At 61.2% G+C, this 15,932-nt stretch carries 15 protein-coding genes; 7 read left to right on the top strand and 8 right to left on the bottom strand.

Annotated features, from left to right (window positions below; all coding sequences use genetic code 11):
- The first annotated feature begins 247 nt into the window (after window positions 1–247).
- The 4 genes from PMI35_RS31450 (at window position 248) to PMI35_RS31465 (ending at window position 2,981) form a co-directional block, all read left to right on the top strand.
- Window positions 248–712: a hypothetical protein gene (locus tag PMI35_RS31450; RefSeq protein ID WP_008054482.1), complete on the top strand. Its 465-nt coding sequence runs from the start codon at window positions 248–250 to the stop codon at window positions 710–712.
- Between the two features lie 34 nt (window positions 713–746).
- Window positions 747–1,571 carry an SDR family oxidoreductase gene (locus tag PMI35_RS31455; RefSeq protein ID WP_008054481.1) on the top strand — a complete coding sequence of 275 codons (825 nt, stop codon included), beginning with the start codon at window positions 747–749 and terminating at the stop codon, window positions 1,569–1,571.
- Between the two features lie 115 nt (window positions 1,572–1,686).
- A complete protein-coding gene (locus PMI35_RS31460) occupies window positions 1,687–2,082 on the top strand; it encodes a hypothetical protein (RefSeq protein ID WP_008054480.1) in 396 nt (131 codons plus the stop codon).
- Between the two features lie 140 nt (window positions 2,083–2,222).
- Window positions 2,223–2,981, top strand: a complete 759-nt coding sequence (locus tag PMI35_RS31465) for a hypothetical protein (RefSeq protein WP_008054479.1) — start codon at window positions 2,223–2,225, stop codon at window positions 2,979–2,981.
- Here PMI35_RS31465 and PMI35_RS31470 read toward each other — a convergent pair.
- The 4 genes from PMI35_RS31470 to PMI35_RS31485 form a co-directional block, all read right to left on the bottom strand.
- Complete coding sequence (locus PMI35_RS31470) at window positions 2,944–3,804, bottom strand: efflux RND transporter periplasmic adaptor subunit (RefSeq protein ID WP_008054478.1); 861 nt, start codon at window positions 3,802–3,804, stop codon at window positions 2,944–2,946. The two genes, PMI35_RS31465 and PMI35_RS31470, sit on opposite strands and share 38 nt — an antisense overlap.
- A gap of 10 nt (window positions 3,805–3,814) precedes the next feature.
- Window positions 3,815–4,015, bottom strand: coding sequence for a DUF1656 domain-containing protein (locus PMI35_RS31475; RefSeq protein ID WP_008054477.1), 201 nt, complete (start codon window positions 4,013–4,015; stop codon window positions 3,815–3,817).
- A gap of 2 nt (window positions 4,016–4,017) precedes the next feature.
- Window positions 4,018–6,192 carry an FUSC family protein gene (locus PMI35_RS31480; protein ID WP_008054476.1) on the bottom strand — a complete coding sequence of 725 codons (2,175 nt, stop codon included), beginning with the start codon at window positions 6,190–6,192 and terminating at the stop codon, window positions 4,018–4,020.
- Window positions 6,193–6,331: 139 nt separating this feature from the next.
- Window positions 6,332–7,831 carry an efflux transporter outer membrane subunit gene (locus PMI35_RS31485; RefSeq protein ID WP_008054475.1) on the bottom strand — a complete coding sequence of 500 codons (1,500 nt, stop codon included), beginning with the start codon at window positions 7,829–7,831 and terminating at the stop codon, window positions 6,332–6,334.
- Window positions 7,832–8,013: 182 nt separating this feature from the next.
- Between PMI35_RS31485 and PMI35_RS31490 the strand changes: the two genes are divergently transcribed.
- A complete protein-coding gene (locus PMI35_RS31490) occupies window positions 8,014–8,982 on the top strand; it encodes a LysR family transcriptional regulator (RefSeq protein WP_008054474.1) in 969 nt (322 codons plus the stop codon).
- Between the two features lie 67 nt (window positions 8,983–9,049).
- Here the strand turns inward: PMI35_RS31490 and PMI35_RS31495 are convergent, their stop codons facing one another.
- From PMI35_RS31495 to PMI35_RS31510, 4 genes are all read right to left on the bottom strand, one after another.
- Window positions 9,050–9,814 carry an amino acid ABC transporter ATP-binding protein gene (locus tag PMI35_RS31495; protein ID WP_007905492.1) on the bottom strand — a complete coding sequence of 255 codons (765 nt, stop codon included), beginning with the start codon at window positions 9,812–9,814 and terminating at the stop codon, window positions 9,050–9,052.
- An 11-nt stretch (window positions 9,815–9,825) separates the two neighbouring features.
- Window positions 9,826–10,923: an amino acid ABC transporter permease gene (locus tag PMI35_RS31500; RefSeq protein ID WP_008054473.1), complete on the bottom strand. Its 1,098-nt coding sequence runs from the start codon at window positions 10,921–10,923 to the stop codon at window positions 9,826–9,828.
- Between the two features lie 10 nt (window positions 10,924–10,933).
- Window positions 10,934–12,115 carry an amino acid ABC transporter permease gene (locus PMI35_RS31505; protein WP_008054472.1) on the bottom strand — a complete coding sequence of 394 codons (1,182 nt, stop codon included), beginning with the start codon at window positions 12,113–12,115 and terminating at the stop codon, window positions 10,934–10,936.
- A gap of 65 nt (window positions 12,116–12,180) precedes the next feature.
- Window positions 12,181–13,212, bottom strand: coding sequence for an amino acid ABC transporter substrate-binding protein (locus PMI35_RS31510; RefSeq protein WP_008054471.1), 1,032 nt, complete (start codon window positions 13,210–13,212; stop codon window positions 12,181–12,183).
- Window positions 13,213–13,679: 467 nt separating this feature from the next.
- On the opposite strand from PMI35_RS31510, the gene PMI35_RS31515 reads away from it, so the two are divergent.
- Together PMI35_RS31515 and rhlB are read left to right on the top strand one after the other, a co-directional pair.
- Window positions 13,680–14,336, top strand: coding sequence for an alpha/beta hydrolase (locus PMI35_RS31515; protein WP_008054470.1), 657 nt, complete (start codon window positions 13,680–13,682; stop codon window positions 14,334–14,336).
- Window positions 14,337–14,434: 98 nt separating this feature from the next.
- The gene (gene rhlB, locus PMI35_RS31520; RefSeq protein ID WP_008054469.1) at window positions 14,435–15,925 is read left to right on the top strand and encodes an ATP-dependent RNA helicase RhlB; all 1,491 of its coding nucleotides are present in this window, start codon (window positions 14,435–14,437) and stop codon (window positions 15,923–15,925) included.
- The last annotated feature ends 7 nt before the right edge of the window (window positions 15,926–15,932 follow it).

The raw sequence follows: 15,932 nt of genomic DNA, 5'->3' as shown, positions 1-15,932 counted from the left end.
TCCGCAGTGGGTTGGGCGGGGGCTTTTTTTGCTTGTTTTTTTGTGCTGCCTCGGCCGGCCTCATCGCGGGCAAGCCCGCTCCCACAGGGTTATCTGTTGTTCACAGATTTTGTGCTCGACGCTAATCACTGTGGGAGCGGGCTTGCCCGCGATGAGGCCAGCACATCCGCCGCAAAAATCTCAGCCATCGCCAACCTCCCCCACGCTTAGGTAGGATGGTCTTCTCCATCCCACAAGGTTTCGCGTCATGTTCATCGGCGTCCTGCTGGTCATCACCTGGCTGATCCTGTTGCTGCGCTATCCGGCCAAGGCCTTGCCGGTGTCCATGGCGGCTGCCGTGGGCCTGGGCATCGTCGCGACCTGGGTCATCTGGATGGATCACCGCGAGCTCAAGCAACTGGAGCGCCTGGAGTTGCGCATCAGCTACGCACCGCAGCACTGTCCGGCAGACCGACCGCTGCAACTGACCATGAACAACGGCAACGATGTACCACTGACCGAATTGCGCTGGCGTGTTGCCGCTTATGCGCCGGGCGACACGGTCAACCTCGCCGACAATCAGTACACCGCCCCACGCTACCGCGGGCCTGGCGAGTTACAGGCCGGTGGCAACTGGGAAGACTGCTTGCCGTTGCCGCCACTGCGCCCCGGCTATCGCCCGGAAACTTTGGAGTTTCGCGCCGAGCGTTTGCACGGTAGTTTCTCCGACTGAGCTTTCCCACACCGTTTTGCACAAGGACCGCGCCATGCCCGTTGCGTTGATTACCGGATGTTCCAGCGGCATCGGCCGCGCCCTCGCCGATGCGTTCAAGGCGGCCGGCTACGAAGTCTGGGCCAGCGCCCGCAAGGCTGAAGATGTCGCAGCGCTGACCGCCGCCGGTTTTACCGCCGTGCAACTGGATGTCAACGATGGCCAGGCACTCGAACAGCTGAGCGAACGGATCAACCGGCAATATGGCGGCCTCGATGTGCTGATCAATAACGCCGGCTATGGCGCCATGGGCCCGTTGCTCGATGGTGGCGTGCAGGCGATGCAACGCCAGTTCGAAACCAACGTGTTCGCCATCGTTGGCGTGACCCGGGCGTTGTTTCCGGTATTGCGTCGGGCCAAAGGCATCGTGGTGAATATCGGCAGCGTTTCGGGGGTTCTGGTGACGCCGTTCGCAGGCGCTTACTGCGCCTCCAAAGCCGCGGTGCATGCCTTGAGCGATGCCTTGCGCATGGAACTGGCACCGTTTGGCGTGCGGGTCATGGAGGTGCAGCCAGGCGCCATCGCCTCCAGTTTCGCCAAGAATGCCGGCCACGAAGCCGAGCAACTGATCAGCGAACAGTCACCCTGGTTCCCGCTGCGCGAAGGCATTCGGGCACGGGCCAAGGCCTCCCAGGACAACCCGACGCCGGCCAGTGAGTTTGCCGCCGGGTTACTCAAGGCCGTGCAGCAGAGCAGGCCGCCACGGCTGATTCGTCTCGGCAACGGCAGTCGGGCATTGCCATTGATGGCGGGGTTGTTGCCCAAGGGCTTGCTGGAGTCGGCGTTGATGAAGCGATTCGGGTTGCGCGGGCAGCTCTGACACCGAGTCGACACTTTCGCGAGCAGGCTCCCACAGTTGAAATGCATTCCCCTGTGGGAGCGAGCCTGCTCGCGAAGACGTCAGAACAGTCGCTGTAGAATTTTCGGGAAACAACATGACCGACTTCACCGAATACTTTGAAGAAGTAATCCAGGCCCACGTGGCCATCGAACAATGGCTCTCCGAGGAACGAAAACTGTCCGAACTCGAACAGTTGCTGACGCGATTTTCAGCGCAATTTTCCATGGTCTCGCCGTTAGGACGGGTATTGGATTTTGCGGCGTTGAACGAATTGTTCCTGATGGCGGGCGGCAAGAAACTCGGGTTCAGGATCGAACTCAGCGAGCTGCGTGGCATCTCGTTGCATGACGGCGGTGCGACCGTGAGTTATCGCGAGCATCAGACCGATGCGACGGGACTGCACTCGGATCGCCGCTCTACCGTGGTGTTCGAGAAGGAGGATGGGAAGATTTTCTGGCGGCATTTGCACGAGACGTTTTGCAAGGAGTAAGACCGGGGCGCGTCGAATCGCAGCCCCCACACACAGCATTTATCCTTGTCTACTGTCAGAGTTGACAGTAGACAACCTGCGTCAGGTCAGTTCAAAGTTTGCTTCCCGGCAACTGAAGCTTGATGCAGGAGGGAGTCGACATGACTGCCCGGCGCCTACCCACTCCTTCCAACTACACAGCGGGAAACCGCGATGGAGCCTGTGAGCACACAGCCATAGCCGACGGTCGAGTCTTTATGGTCGGCTGGTCAAGATCACCTGACTACCAGGCCCCACCTCTGGAGATTCAGTGCATCGACAGACATGGCGCCTGGGACAAGAACTTCGGTGACAATGGACGAGTCATCGTCAGAAACACGAGCGATCGCGCGCCCTCCATGGGTGGAGCGACTGTAATCAAGACCCTTGCCAGTGGCAGCATTATCGCTGGAGCCAACTACACAACAGGCACGGGCGCAGTCGAAACAGCGACGCTTCTCAAATTTGATGCCCTGGGTTTCCCGGTAAGAACGTTCGGTAATGACGGGCGGGTTGAAATCAAACTGCCGGATGCAGCGGCCTCCACGTCTCTGAACCATTGCCATATCCTGGATAACGGCCGAATCCTGGTCGCCGGCCTTGCGCAGCCGCTGGGTGAGCTGAAGCAGGGGCTTCTGGTGATGCTCAATCCCGACGGCACACTCAACTCAAAGTTTGGTATCGGCGGATTCCTCCTGATCGGCCGCCCCAATGCAGACACCGGGTTCTACGCGATTGCGCAACAAGACAGCAATAAGTTCCAGGTTGCCGGAGGTGCGGGTCAATCCCGACAACGGGAGTTGTTGATTGACATCGATGATCGCGGCAGCCTGACGACGCCGGCTATTCGGAGCTCTGTTTCACCACCACCGTGCACGTAATCCCCGCCGCCAACAGCACCCCCTCCGGCACTTCATCGATGTGAATCCGCACCGGCACGCGCTGGGCCAGGCGCACCCAGTTGAAGGTCGGGTTGACGTCGGCGATCAGCTCGCGGCTTTCCGGGTTGTCGCGGTCGTAGATGCCGCGCGAGATGCTTTCCACATGGCCCTTGAGCACTTCGCCGCTCATCAGTTGCATGTCGGCCTTGTCGCCGACGCGCACGTGGGGCAGCTTGGTTTCTTCGAAGAAGCCGTAGACCCAGAACGAGTTCATGTCGACCACGGCCATCTTCGCTTCGCCGATGCGCGCGTAGTCACCGCGATGCACGTTCAGATTGGTCACGTAGCCGTCGACGGCCGCACGCACTTCGGTGCGCTTGAGGTTGAGTTCGGCGGCTTCGAGTTGGGCCTGGGCGTGCTGGTAGTCGGCCAGGGCCGAGTCGGCGATGTTGCTGGCGTCGTCGCGGTTTTCCCTGGAGATCACCAGGTTGTCCAGGTCGGCACGGCGATGGGCGTTGACCTTGCGCATCTCCCAGGTGGCCTTGCGCGATGCCACCAGTGACTGCGCCTGCTTGACCGCGAGGCGGTAATGCTCGGGGTCGATGCGCATCAACAGATCGCCCTTCTTCACCAATTGGTTGTCGCGTACCGGCACATCCACCACTTCGCCCGTGACATCGGCGGCCACGTTGATGATGTCGGCGCGCACCCGGCCATCGCGGGTCCATGGAGTATTCATGTAGTGCTCCCACAGGGAGCGGCCGATCCATATCGCGAGGGCCAGCACCAACAGGGTCGCGAGCAGGCTGAAAAGCTTTTTCATCAGTGCGTTCTCAACGGTAGACAGTCAGCGCCAGGGCGCCGAACAGACAGGTAAACAGGCTCAGGCGCAGCAGCGCCGGGTGCCAGAAGAAGCGGTACAGGTCAAACCCGGACAGGAACCGGTCAAATCCCCAAGCCAACACTGCGGCAATCAAAAACATCAGGGTCATGGTCGGCATGTAGACGCCGTGGAAGGCGATTTCACGGGGCATGTTCAAGTCCTTGGGTCCTGGGCGTAGCTGGACAGGGGCGATTGCGGATCCAGCAACGAAGTGCGAATGAAGTGCAGGTAACTCTTTACCCGACGTAACGCCGACGTATCGAAGTGCGGGGCGAAGGGCTCATCGGTGGCTTGCACGCGGCTGATGGCATGGTCGACGGCGATCAGGGCGCGCTCCAGATTGCTCTGGCCCGGTTGCAGGAACAGCCGCACCAGCGAACGGCCCATCACGCGGATCGACTGGCGCCACGGCTGGGATTCGGCGTACGCCGGATGCACCGGCAGGATCGCCTGTTCCTTGCGCAATTCGATGATCGCGTGCCCGACTTCCAGCACCACGAACATCCAGCGCAGCAGGTCGCGTTGGACCTGCGGCTGCCCCGCCGCGAAGCCGTAGGCCTGATGCACCAGATCGCGGGTGCGGCTTTCGAAGCTCGACGCCAGGCCCTTGAGCTTGCCGCTGATGGCGTACACCACCTGGCCACGCAGATCCTGTTCCAGGCGTCGCCACAACCAGCGGCTGTTGGGCGGCAGGATGATTGCCCCGGCCGCCGCGCACACCAGCATGCCGATCACCATGGCGATGTAGTCGTTGATGAAGGTGTAGGGGTTGTAGACCGTGAGGTTGTCCGGTACCGAACCGATGCTGAAGAAAATCAGCAAGCCCACCCCGACGCCCGCGTATTGCGGCCGCGATGCCAGGAACGCGCCCAGCACGAACACCGGTGCGAGCGTCACGCACAGCAAGGGGAAACCATCGATCCACGGGTAAATGAAAAACATCTCGGCGAAGCCGATCACCGCTCCGAGCAAGGTGCCGCAAGCCATCTGGAACGCCATGCGCTTGGGGTTCGGCGTGGCGGCGGACAGCCCCACGGTGGCAGCGGCGACCAAGGTCATGGTTGCCCCGCTCGGCCACGCCGTGGCCACCCAATAGCTGCCCAGCACCAGGAGAATGAACGAGGCACGAATCCCCGAAGCCGCCGACGCCAGCCAGTTGGTTTGCGGTGTGAAGGGTTCGTCCCAATTCTCTCGCTCATGACTGTGATCAGCCAGGGACGCGTGGGTCTGTGCATAACTGTGCAAGTCATCGACGAAGCGATAGAGCAGTTCGTAGGCGGTGTGGAAATCCAGTTGTTCGGCGTCAGTCGGGTTGCTCTGCTGATAGATCGCCCGCAGGCTGCGCACCCGTGACGGCAAACCTTCCTTGTACGCCGTCAGCGCTGTGACCAGCCGTGCCGCATCGGCACTGGTCAGGGCGCGACCGCTGAAGCCGTCGAGCAGCTCTGCGAGATCCTGCAAACCCGGTTTGATCGCCGCCTCCGCATGGTCGCAGCCGCTGCTGCGCAGGCGTTCGAGCAACTGGTGCAAGGCGTTGAAACGCGTGGTGATGCCCATGAACTCGCTGTTCAGGCGACTGAGACGACCGTTGCGCCGACGCATGTGCGGGTCTTCGAACACCGTCACGCTGCGCAGCCCTTCCAACCCTACTGCCTCGGCGATGAAGCGCACGTTGCTGGCCTCGAATGCGTCGCGCTTGCTGCGGCCGCGCAAGCCATCGGTGACGAACAGGGCGAACACCCCGAAGCGCTGATACAAGGCATTGCGCATGGCCGCGCTGGTGGTTTGCGGCAGGATCGCGGCGCTGACCAGTGTCGAGCAGAGAATCCCCAGGGAGATTTCCAGCACCCGCCAGACCGCCATCATGAACGCGCCCTCGGGGTGCGCCAGCGCCGGCAATCCGACCATCGCCGCGGTGTAGCCGGCCAGCACGAAACCATAGGCGCGGAAGTTGCGACTGCGCGCCGCGCCGGCCGAGCAGATGCCGACCCAGATTGCCAGCGCGCCGAGAAACAGTTCGGTGTTCTGCGCGAACAGGGCGATCAACGCCACCATCACCGCCGAACCGGCCAAGGTGCCGAGCAAGCGATAGAAACTCTTGGCGAACACCTGGCCGCTTTGCGGCTGCATGACGATGAACACGGTGATCATCGCCGTGCGCGGTTGCGGCAATTCCAGGCGCATCGCCAGCCACAGGGTCAGGAACGCTGCGATCAACACCTTGAAAATGTAAACCCAGGTCACGCCGTCGCTGCGTGCCCAGTCGAAGAAACCCCGGCGCCATTCAAGGGAACAGAGCCAGCGCAAGGGTGCGGGCAAGGGCGTCATGAAAACCTGCTCAAAGAAATTAAGTCCTGACTCGGGACCTGTGGGAGCCAGCCTGCTGGCGATTGCGGAGTATCAGTCGACATCAATGTTGGATGTGCCGTCCCCATCGCGAGCAGGCTCACTCCTACAGGTGTTGTGTTCACCGCAAAAGGACCGGGGTCTTCGGAGCGGCGGTCTGGCTGTCTGTCGGCACGTCGTTACCGGCGCCGAGGCCACCACCCAATGCAGTCACCAGTTCCGCATGCGCACTCAAGCGCGCCGCCTGCACCTGTTGCTGCACCTGCTGCTGCTTGAACAACAGCGTCTGCGCATTGAGCACGTTGAGGTAATCGGTGAGCCCGCGCTGGTAAGCGATCATCGCGATGTCGTAGGTTTTCTGCGCCGTGGCCACCGACTCGGCGGCGAAGGTTTGCTGCTTGTCCATGGACTCGCGACGAATCAACTGATCGGAGACGTTCTTCAGGGCGTTGACCAGGGTCTGGTTGTACCTGGCCACAGCGATGTCATAACCCGCCGAAGCCTCACCCAGCTCCGCGCGCAAACGGCCGCCGTCGAAAATCGGCAGGGAAATCGCCGGGCCCACGTTGTAGTTGAGTTTCCTGCCGGTCAGGAACTCCAGCGCCCCGCCGCCCGTGGCCATGTAGCCCAGGCTGCCGACCAGGTCGACGTTGGGATAGAAGCCTGCATGCGCCACATCGACACCCCGGGCCTGCGCTGCCACTTGCCAGCGACTGGCGACGACGTCCGGACGTTGCCCGAGCAACTGCGCCGGCAACGACGACGGCAGCTTCAGCGCTGCGCCCAGCGATAGGGTCGGCCGTTGCAATTGCGCGCCCTCCCCTGGTCCTTTGCCTGCGAGGGCAGCCAGTTGGTTGCGGCTCAGGGCGATTTCCTCGTCCAGTGCATCGATCTGGCGATGGGTTTCCGGCAGGGGTGTCTCGGCCTGGCTGACTTCGAAATGGGTGCCGATGCCGCCGTTCAGGCGTTTTTGCGCCAGATCGAGGATTTGCTGTTGCTGCTTCAATGTCGCTTCGACGATGTCCCGCTGCGCGTAATGCAGCGAGAGTTCGATGTAGACGCGCACGATGTTGTTCTGCAATTCGAGCTGCGCCTGACGCGCTTCGGCGACCGTCATGTGGGCCATGTCCACGGCTCGCTCGGTGGCGTTGCTTTCACGGCCCCAGAGGTCGAGGGCGTAACTGAAGCCCAGCGCGGCGTTGTTGTCCCAGGTGGTGCTGTTGGCCAGATCGCCGGGGCCGTAGAACTGATCGGTGGGCCAGTTGTGGCGCTTGAGGGTGGTTTGGCCGTTGATCTGCATCGACTCGGCCGACTCGGCGACACCGGCCATGGACCGGGCTTGACGCACCCGCGCGGCGGCCATGGCCATAGTCGGGCTGCCTTGCACGGCCAGGTCGATCCAGCGATTGAGTTGCGGATCGCCATAAGCCTGCCACCATTGGGCGGTGGGCCAATGCGCATCCTGTGCCGCGCTCTGGATGGCTTCGTCGGTGGCCAGTGAATCAGCCTCCAGCGCCTTGCCCTGGGGGGCAATACCTCCGGTTCCGATGCAGCCGCTGATTGCCAGGGTTAAAGCCAGAATACTGAGGGGTTGAAGCGCTCTGCTGATGCGACGCGGCACTGCTGCGATTTCCTGAGGTGGGGAACGTACGTGGGAACGGCGTAATTCTAGGGGTGGGTTTTGAAGGCGATAAGCTGGGATTCCTGTGAATCTTTGTTACCGTTAACGCGATAATCCCTTTGTAGGGGATTCAGCCCCTGAAACTTCGTGTCACAATTTGCCATCGAACCCGAGAGCACCCCATGGACACATTGCAAAACATGCGCGCCTTCAGTTACGTGGCCGAGGCCGGCAGCTTCACCGCCGCCGCCGTGCAACTGGACACCACCACGGCCAACGTCTCGCGCGCGGTCTCCAACCTGGAAGCCCACCTGCAAACCCGTCTGCTCAACCGAACGACACGACGCATCGCCCTGACCGAAGCCGGCAAGCGCTACTTGCTGCGCTGCGAGCAGATTTTGACCTACGTCGAAGAAGCCGAAGCCGAGGCCAGCGACGCCCACGCGCGCCCGGCCGGGCAGCTCAAGGTGCACACCATGACCGGCATCGGCCAGCACTTCGTGATCGACGCCATCGCCCGCTATCGCAAGACCCACCCGGACGTGACTTTCGACCTGACCATGGCCAATCGCGTGCCGGACCTGCTGGACGAGGGGTACGACGTGTCCATCGTGCTCGCCAGCGAACTGCCGGACTCAGGTTTCGTCTCCCAGCGCCTGGGGATTACCTACAGCATCGTTTGCGCATCGCCCGCCTACGTCAAAGCCAACGGCTGCGCGCAAAAACCCAGCGACCTGCTGAACCACGCCTGCCTGCGCCTGGTGAGCCCGGTCATCCCCCTGGAAAAGTGGGCCTTCGACGGCCCCGAGGGCCAGGAAATGGTCACCATCAACAGCTCGCCGTTCCTGGTGAACTCGGCCGACGCAATGAAAACCGCGATCACCAGCGGCATGGGCGTTGGTGTACTGCCGCTGTACGCAGCGATCGACGGCTTGCGTAACGGCACGCTGGTGCGGGTGATGCCCAAGTACCGCTCCCAGGAGCTGAACCTGTACGCGATCTATCCGTCGCGGCAGTACCTGGATGCGAAGATCAAGACCTGGGTGGAGTACCTGCGCGGCTCGTTGCCGGAGTTGTTGGCGGCGCATCAGGCGGAATTGGCGGCGTATGAATTGAGCGGCAGTCTCGCCGGGGCGCGAGTGGCGACCTGAGACGTACCTGAACGACAGGCAAAAAAAACCCGGACCAGGTCCGGGTTTTTTTATGGCCTGGCTTCGATCAATGCAGGATCTGGCTCAGGAACAGCTTGGTGCGTTCGTTCTGCGGGTTGTCGAAGAAGTCGTTCGGCGCCGCCTGCTCGACGATTTCACCCTTGTCCATGAAGATCACGCGGTTGGCCACGGTACGGGCAAAGCCCATTTCGTGGGTCACGCAGAGCATGGTCATGCCGTCTTCAGCCAGGCCGATCATGGTGTCCAGCACCTCTTTCACCATCTCGGGGTCGAGTGCCGACGTCGGTTCGTCGAACAACATGATTTTCGGTTTCATGCACAGCGCACGGGCAATCGCCACACGCTGTTGCTGACCGCCGGACAGTTGCCCCGGGTACTTGTGCGCCTGCTCCGGAATGCGTACGCGTTCCAGATAGTGCATGGCGATTTCCTCGGCCTTGCGCTTGGGCATCTTGCGCACCCACATCGGCGCCAGGGTGCAGTTCTGCAGGATGGTCAGGTGCGGGAACAGGTTGAAATGCTGGAACACCATGCCGACTTCGCGGCGGATCGCTTCGATCTGCTTGAGGTCGTTGGTCAGTTCCACGCCATCGACCACGATGCGGCCCTGCTGGTGTTCTTCCAGGCGATTGAGGCAGCGAATGGTGGTGGACTTGCCCGAACCCGACGGACCGCACAAAACGATACGCTCGCCCTGCTTGACGTTGAGGTTGATGTCCTTGAGTACGTGGAACTGGCCGTACCACTTGTTCACGCCCTGCATCTGGATAATGCCTTCAGGGCTCACAGGCTTCTTGATTGCTTCGCTCATAAAAAGAACTCCTAACGCTTGTGGCCTGTGTCGAGCTTGCGTTCCAGATGCATGGAATAGCGCGACATACCAAAACAGAAAATCCAGAACACCAGGGCGGCGAACACATAGCCTTCAGTGGCCATGCCCAGCCATTTCGGATCGGCGGCGGCTTGCTTGACGCTGTTGAGCAGGTCGAACAGGCCGATGATGATCACCAGGCTGGTGTCCTTGAACAGCGCAATGAAGGTGTTGACGATGCCGGGGATCACCAGCTTCAGGGCTTGCGGCAAAATCACCAGGCCCATGCTGCGCCAGTAGCCCAGGCCCATTGCTGCGGCGGCTTCGTACTGACCCTTGGGGATCGCTTGCAGGCCGCCGCGCACCACTTCGGCCACGTAGGCCGACTGGAACAGGATCACGCCGATCAGCGCCCGCAGCAGCTTGTCGAAGTTCATGCCTTCAGGCAGGAACAACGGCAGCATCACCGAGGACATGAACAGCACCGTGATCAACGGCACGCCGCGCCAGAATTCGATGAAGGTCACGCACACCACACGAATCGCCGGCATGTTGGAACGACGCCCCAATGCCAGGACGATCCCCAGCGGCAATGCACCGGCAATGCCGACGGTGGCGATCACCAGGGTCAGCATCAGGCCGCCCCACTGGCTGGTCGCCACGGCGTCCAGACCCAATACGCCGCCATGCAGCAGGCACCAGGCAATGATCGGGTACAGCACCAGGAAGCTCAGCCCGTACACCGCCTTATGGTGAAAGCGCGAGATGAACAACGGCGCCACGCCGACAATCGCCAGCCACACCGTCAGGTCCACGCGCCAGCGCAGTTCCGGCGGGTAGTATCCGTACATGAACTGGCCGAAGCGCTGCTGGATGAACACCCAGCAGGCGCCCTCCTTGGTGCAGTCGGCCTGGGAGGTGCCGACCCAGTTGGCATCGAGAATCGCCCACTGCAGGATCGGCGGGATCACCAGGTAGATCAGGTAGAACGCGAACAGGGTCAGCAGGGTGTTGAGCCAGCTGGAGAACATGTTCGCGCGCATCCACGCCATCGGGCCGAAGACCTTGGCCGGCGGTGGCATATCAGGTTTGAAAGTATGAGTACTCATGCGCTATTCCTTACCGCTCGATCAGCGCAATGCGCTTGTTGTACCAGTTCATCAGCAGGGAAATGCTGATGCTGATCGCCAGGTACACGCTCATGGTGATGGCAATCACCTCGATCGCCTGGCCGGTCTGGTTCAGCACCGTGCCCGCGAACAGCGACACCATCTCCGGATACCCGATACCGGCCGCCAGCGAGGAGTTCTTCGCCAGGTTCAGGTATTGGCTGGTCAGCGGTGGAATGATCACGCGCAGGGCTTGCGGGATGATCACCTTGCGCAGGGTCGGACCGTTGCGCAGGCCGAGGGAATGCGCCGCCTCGGTCTGGCCGTGACTGACCGACTTGATGCCCGAACGCACGATCTCGGCGATGAACGCCGCGGTGTACACCGTCAGCGCCAGGGTCAAGGCCAGCAGTTCCGGGATCAGCACCCAGCCACCGACGAAGTTGAAGCCTTTGAGCTGCGGCATTTCCCAGTGCACCGGCGCGCCGAAAACCAGCGCGCACAGGGCCGGGATCACCAGGAACAACGCCAGGCCGACCCAGAACTTGTGGAACGGCTCGCCGGTGGCCTCAAAGCGCTTGTTGGCCCAGCGGGTCATCAGCACGATGGCGACGATGGCCACGACGATGCTGATCATGAACGCCCAGAAACCATCGGCCATCAGCGCCGCCGGCATGTTCAGGCCGCGGCTGCTGACGAAGAAGGTGTCGCCGAAGTTGTGGCTGTTGCGCGGCCCCGGCATGGTCAGGAACACCGCGAAGTACCAGAACAGGATCTGCAGCAGTGGCGGGATGTTACGGAAGACTTCCACGTACACCGTCGCCACCTTGGCGATGATCCAGTTCTTCGACAGCCGTGCCACACCGACAATGAAGCCGAGGATGGTCGCCAGGATCACGCCGATGAAGGTCACCAGCAAGGTGTTGAGCAAGCCGATGACAAACACCCGGGCATAGCTGTCCGCTTCGGTGTAGGCGATCAGGTGTTGAGCGATGCCGAACCCGGCACTGCGCTCCAGAAAGTCAAAGCCGGAGGTAATGCCCCGGTGTTGCAGGTTGGTCTGTGTGTTGTCGAACAGATACCAGCCTAGCGAGACCACACCGACAATGGTGAGGATCTGGAATACCCACGCACGCACTCGTGGATCGCTGAGGCTGAGCCTCTGCTTTGGTGCGCCGATTGAATTTTGCATGAAGTGCCCCGCAAAGAATGGAACAGAACATCACCCGGTGGTTGGCCCACCGGGTGATAGAACCATCAGCGCACTGGTGGTGCGTATTGAATGCCGCCAGCGTTCCACAAGGCGTTCAGCCCGCGGTCGATTTCCAGCGGAGTGCTCTTGCCGAGGTTTTTCTCGAACACTTCGCCGTAGTTGCCGACTTGCTTGACGACCTGCACGACCCAGTCTTTCTTCACTTTCAGGTCTTTGCCGTATTCACCGTCGGTGCCCAGCAGACGAGCGACGTCCGGGTTCTTGGTGCCCTTGGCTTCGGCTTCGACGTTCTTCGAAGTGATGCCTGCTTCTTCAGCGTTGAGCATGGCGTAGCCAACCCAGCGCACGATGGCCAGCCACTCGTCGTCGCCGTTACGCACGACCGGGCCCAGAGGCTCCTTGGAAATGGTTTCCGGCAGCACTACGTAGTCCTTCGGCGAGGCCAGCTTGCTGCGCTGGGCGAACAGCTGGGACTTGTCGGAGGTCAGTACGTCGCAACGACCGGATTCCAGCGACTTGGCGCTCTCGTCGGAGGTGTCGAAAGTGATCGGGGTGTATTTCAGACCGTTGCCGCGGAAATAGTCGGAAACGTTCAGTTCGGTGGTGGTACCGGCCTGGATGCAGATGGTCGCGCCGTCCAGCTCTTTGGCGCTCTTGACGCCCAGTTTGTTGTTGACCAGGAAGCCGATGCCATCGTAGTAGGTGATGAAACCAGGGAATTTCAGACCCATGCCTGCGTCACGGGAGCTGGTCATGGTGGTGTTGCGCGACAGGATGTCGATTTCGCCCGACTGCAGCGCGGTGAAGCGCTCCTTGGCGTTCAACTGGCTGAACTTGACCTTGGTCGCGTCGCCGAATACGGCAGCGGCCACGGCACGGCAGTAGTCGGCATCGATGCCGACGATCTTGCCGGTGGAATCCGGAACCGAGAAGCCAGGCAGGCCATCGCTGACGCCGCACTGTACGAAACCTTTCTTCTGCACTGCATCCAGGGTCGCGCCCGCCTGAGCGAACCCACTGACGCCGAGTACCGCGGCTGCAGTCACGACTGCCAGGGTGGATTTCAACATCTTCATTCAAACCTCCAGTTTTGCTCTTGTTGTGTCGGAGCGTGAGTCCAGTCGCACCCTTTTGAGGCGGTGGTGACCCGTGTTGGCTTTTTTTAGGGTCAACCGACGTAGGACCGTAGCCATGAGTCTAGTAGGAGAAAATCCACATAAAGGACAACTCACTTCTCACCAATCGGCCGAACGGGCTGTAGCCCTTTCTCGTTCGCGAAGCCCGTAGCGGCCACTGGCGAACATCCATTACCGGATTTTTTGCTATCCCACTGCCAACAATGGCCTGATAGTGTTACCGACAGATGTGGGATTTTCGTACCAACATCCCTATAGCAAAGCCCGTACCACACCGACCGCTTAAGCGGTTAAGCGACAGGTCAATAGCAAAACTTGTAACCTTGCGACATCTTCGTAACTGATCAACCAGGCGCGCACTCGCACCTCGCACTCAATCAGCGCGCACGCACATATTTGGAGCAGCCATGACCAATCCCTTGATTCTTGAACCCGTCAAGACCGCAGATGCCTGCGTGATCTGGCTGCACGGCCTGGGCGCCGATCGCTACGACTTCCTGCCGGTGGCCGAAGCGCTGCAGGAAACTTTGCTGGGTACACGCTTCGTCTTGCCCCAGGCACCGACCCGTGCCGTCACCATCAACGGCGGTTACGAGATGCCGAGCTGGTACGACATATTGGCCATGAGCCCGGCCCGCGCGATCAACCCCGAGCAACTGGAAGAATCGGCCAACTGGATAATCGAATTGCTCGAAGGTCAGCGCGCCAGCGGAATAGACGCCTCGCGAATTTTCCTGGCAGGTTTTTCCCAGGGCGGCGCCGTGGTTCTACACACCGCGTTTCTGAAATGGCAGGGTCCGTTAGGTGGCGTACTTGCCCTCTCTACTTATGCACCGACCTTCAGCGAAACGCTGGAACTGTCCGCCAGCCAGCAGCGCATTCCGGTGCTGTCGCTGCACGGCCAGTACGATGACGTGGTGCAGAACTCGATGGGACGCAGTGCCTACGAGCATTTGAAACAGCGTGGTGTCACCGTGACATGGCAAGAGTACCCAATGGGGCATGAAGTGTTACCCGAGGAGATTCGCGACATCGGCGTGTGGCTCGCCGAGCGCCTGCGCTAAACAATAATGTTTAAAAACGCCCTTTGATCCATCCCTCTACGCCGCGCCCGATTCTTGCATTACACTGGCCGGCGTACATTCCTTAACCAATTGATGAGATGACCGTGCTCAAAGCACTCAAGAAAATGTTCGGTAAAAGCGAGACTGAGCAACTCGCGCCAGTCCCCAGCGCTCCTTCTCACGCCCCCAGCCACCGCACCGACGGTAGTCAGCCTGGCCGGACCGCCGCCGTAGCGGCACCGAAACATGAGCCTGCGAGCACGCCGGCCGACCAGCCTGCGGTGGTCTCTGCCCCCGAGCAGCCACGCAGCGAAACGCCAAAACCTGCCAAACCCCGCCGCGAACCGAAGCCGAAGGCGCCGGTCATCCCGTGGAAACTCGAAGACTTCGTCGTCGAACCCCAGGAAGGCAAGACCCGTTTCCACGATTTCAAGCTCGCCCCCGAACTGATGCACGCCATCCAGGACCTGGGCTTCCCGTACTGCACGCCAATCCAGGCCCAGGTGCTGGGCTTCACCCTCGCCGGCAAAGACGCCATCGGCCGCGCGCAGACCGGTACCGGCAAGACCGCGGCGTTCCTGATCTCGATCATCACCCAGCTGCTGCAGACCCCACCGCCGAAAGAGCGCTACATGGGTGAGCCGCGCGCACTGATCATCGCCCCGACTCGCGAACTGGTGGTGCAGATCGCCAAGGACGCGGCCGACCTGACCAAGTACACCGGCCTGAACGTCATGACGTTCGTCGGCGGCATGGATTTCGACAAGCAGCTCAAGCACCTCGAGGCCCGTCACTGCGACATCCTCGTGGCCACGCCGGGCCGCCTGCTGGACTTCAACCAGCGCGGCGACGTGCACCTGGACATGGTCGAAGTGATGGTGCTGGACGAAGCCGACCGCATGCTCGACATGGGCTTCATCCCGCAAGTGCGTCAGATCATTCGCCAGACTCCGCCGAAGTCCGAGCGCCAGACGCTGCTGTTCTCCGCGACCTTCACCGAAGACGTGATGAACCTGGCCAAGCAATGGACCACCGACCCGGCCATCGTCGAGATCGAGTCGCAGAACGTGGCCAACGAAAACGTCGAGCAACACATCTACGCGGTGGCCGGTGCCGACAAATACAAACTGCTCTACAACCTGGTCACCGACAACGGCTGGGAACGGGTCATCGTCTTCGCCAACCGCAAGGATGAAGTGCGCCGCATCGAAGAACGCCTGGTGCGCGACGGCGTCAACGCCGCGCAGCTGTCGGGTGATGTGCCGCAACACAAGCGTATCAAGACCCTGGAAGGTTTCCGCGAAGGTCACATTCGTGTGCTGGTCGCCACCGACGTGGCCGGTCGCGGCATCCACATCGACGGCATCAGCCACGTGATCAACTTCACCCTGCCGGAAGTCCCGGACGACTACGTGCATCGCATCGGTCGTACCGGTCGTGCCGGTGCCGACGGTGTGTCCATCAGCTTTGCCGGCGAAGACGACTCCTACCAGCTACCGGCCATCGAAGAAAAGCTGGGACGCAAGATCAGCTGTGAAACACCTCCGACGCATCTATTGCGGCCGATTGAGCGCAAACGGCCGCACTGAGTGCCGT

The sequence above is a fragment of the Pseudomonas sp. GM78 genome, assembly GCF_000282475.1.
Lineage (GTDB): Bacteria > Pseudomonadota > Gammaproteobacteria > Pseudomonadales > Pseudomonadaceae > Aquipseudomonas.
The sequence above is the reverse complement of the archived record's forward strand: the minus strand, read 5'-3'. Positions and strand labels throughout refer to the sequence as shown.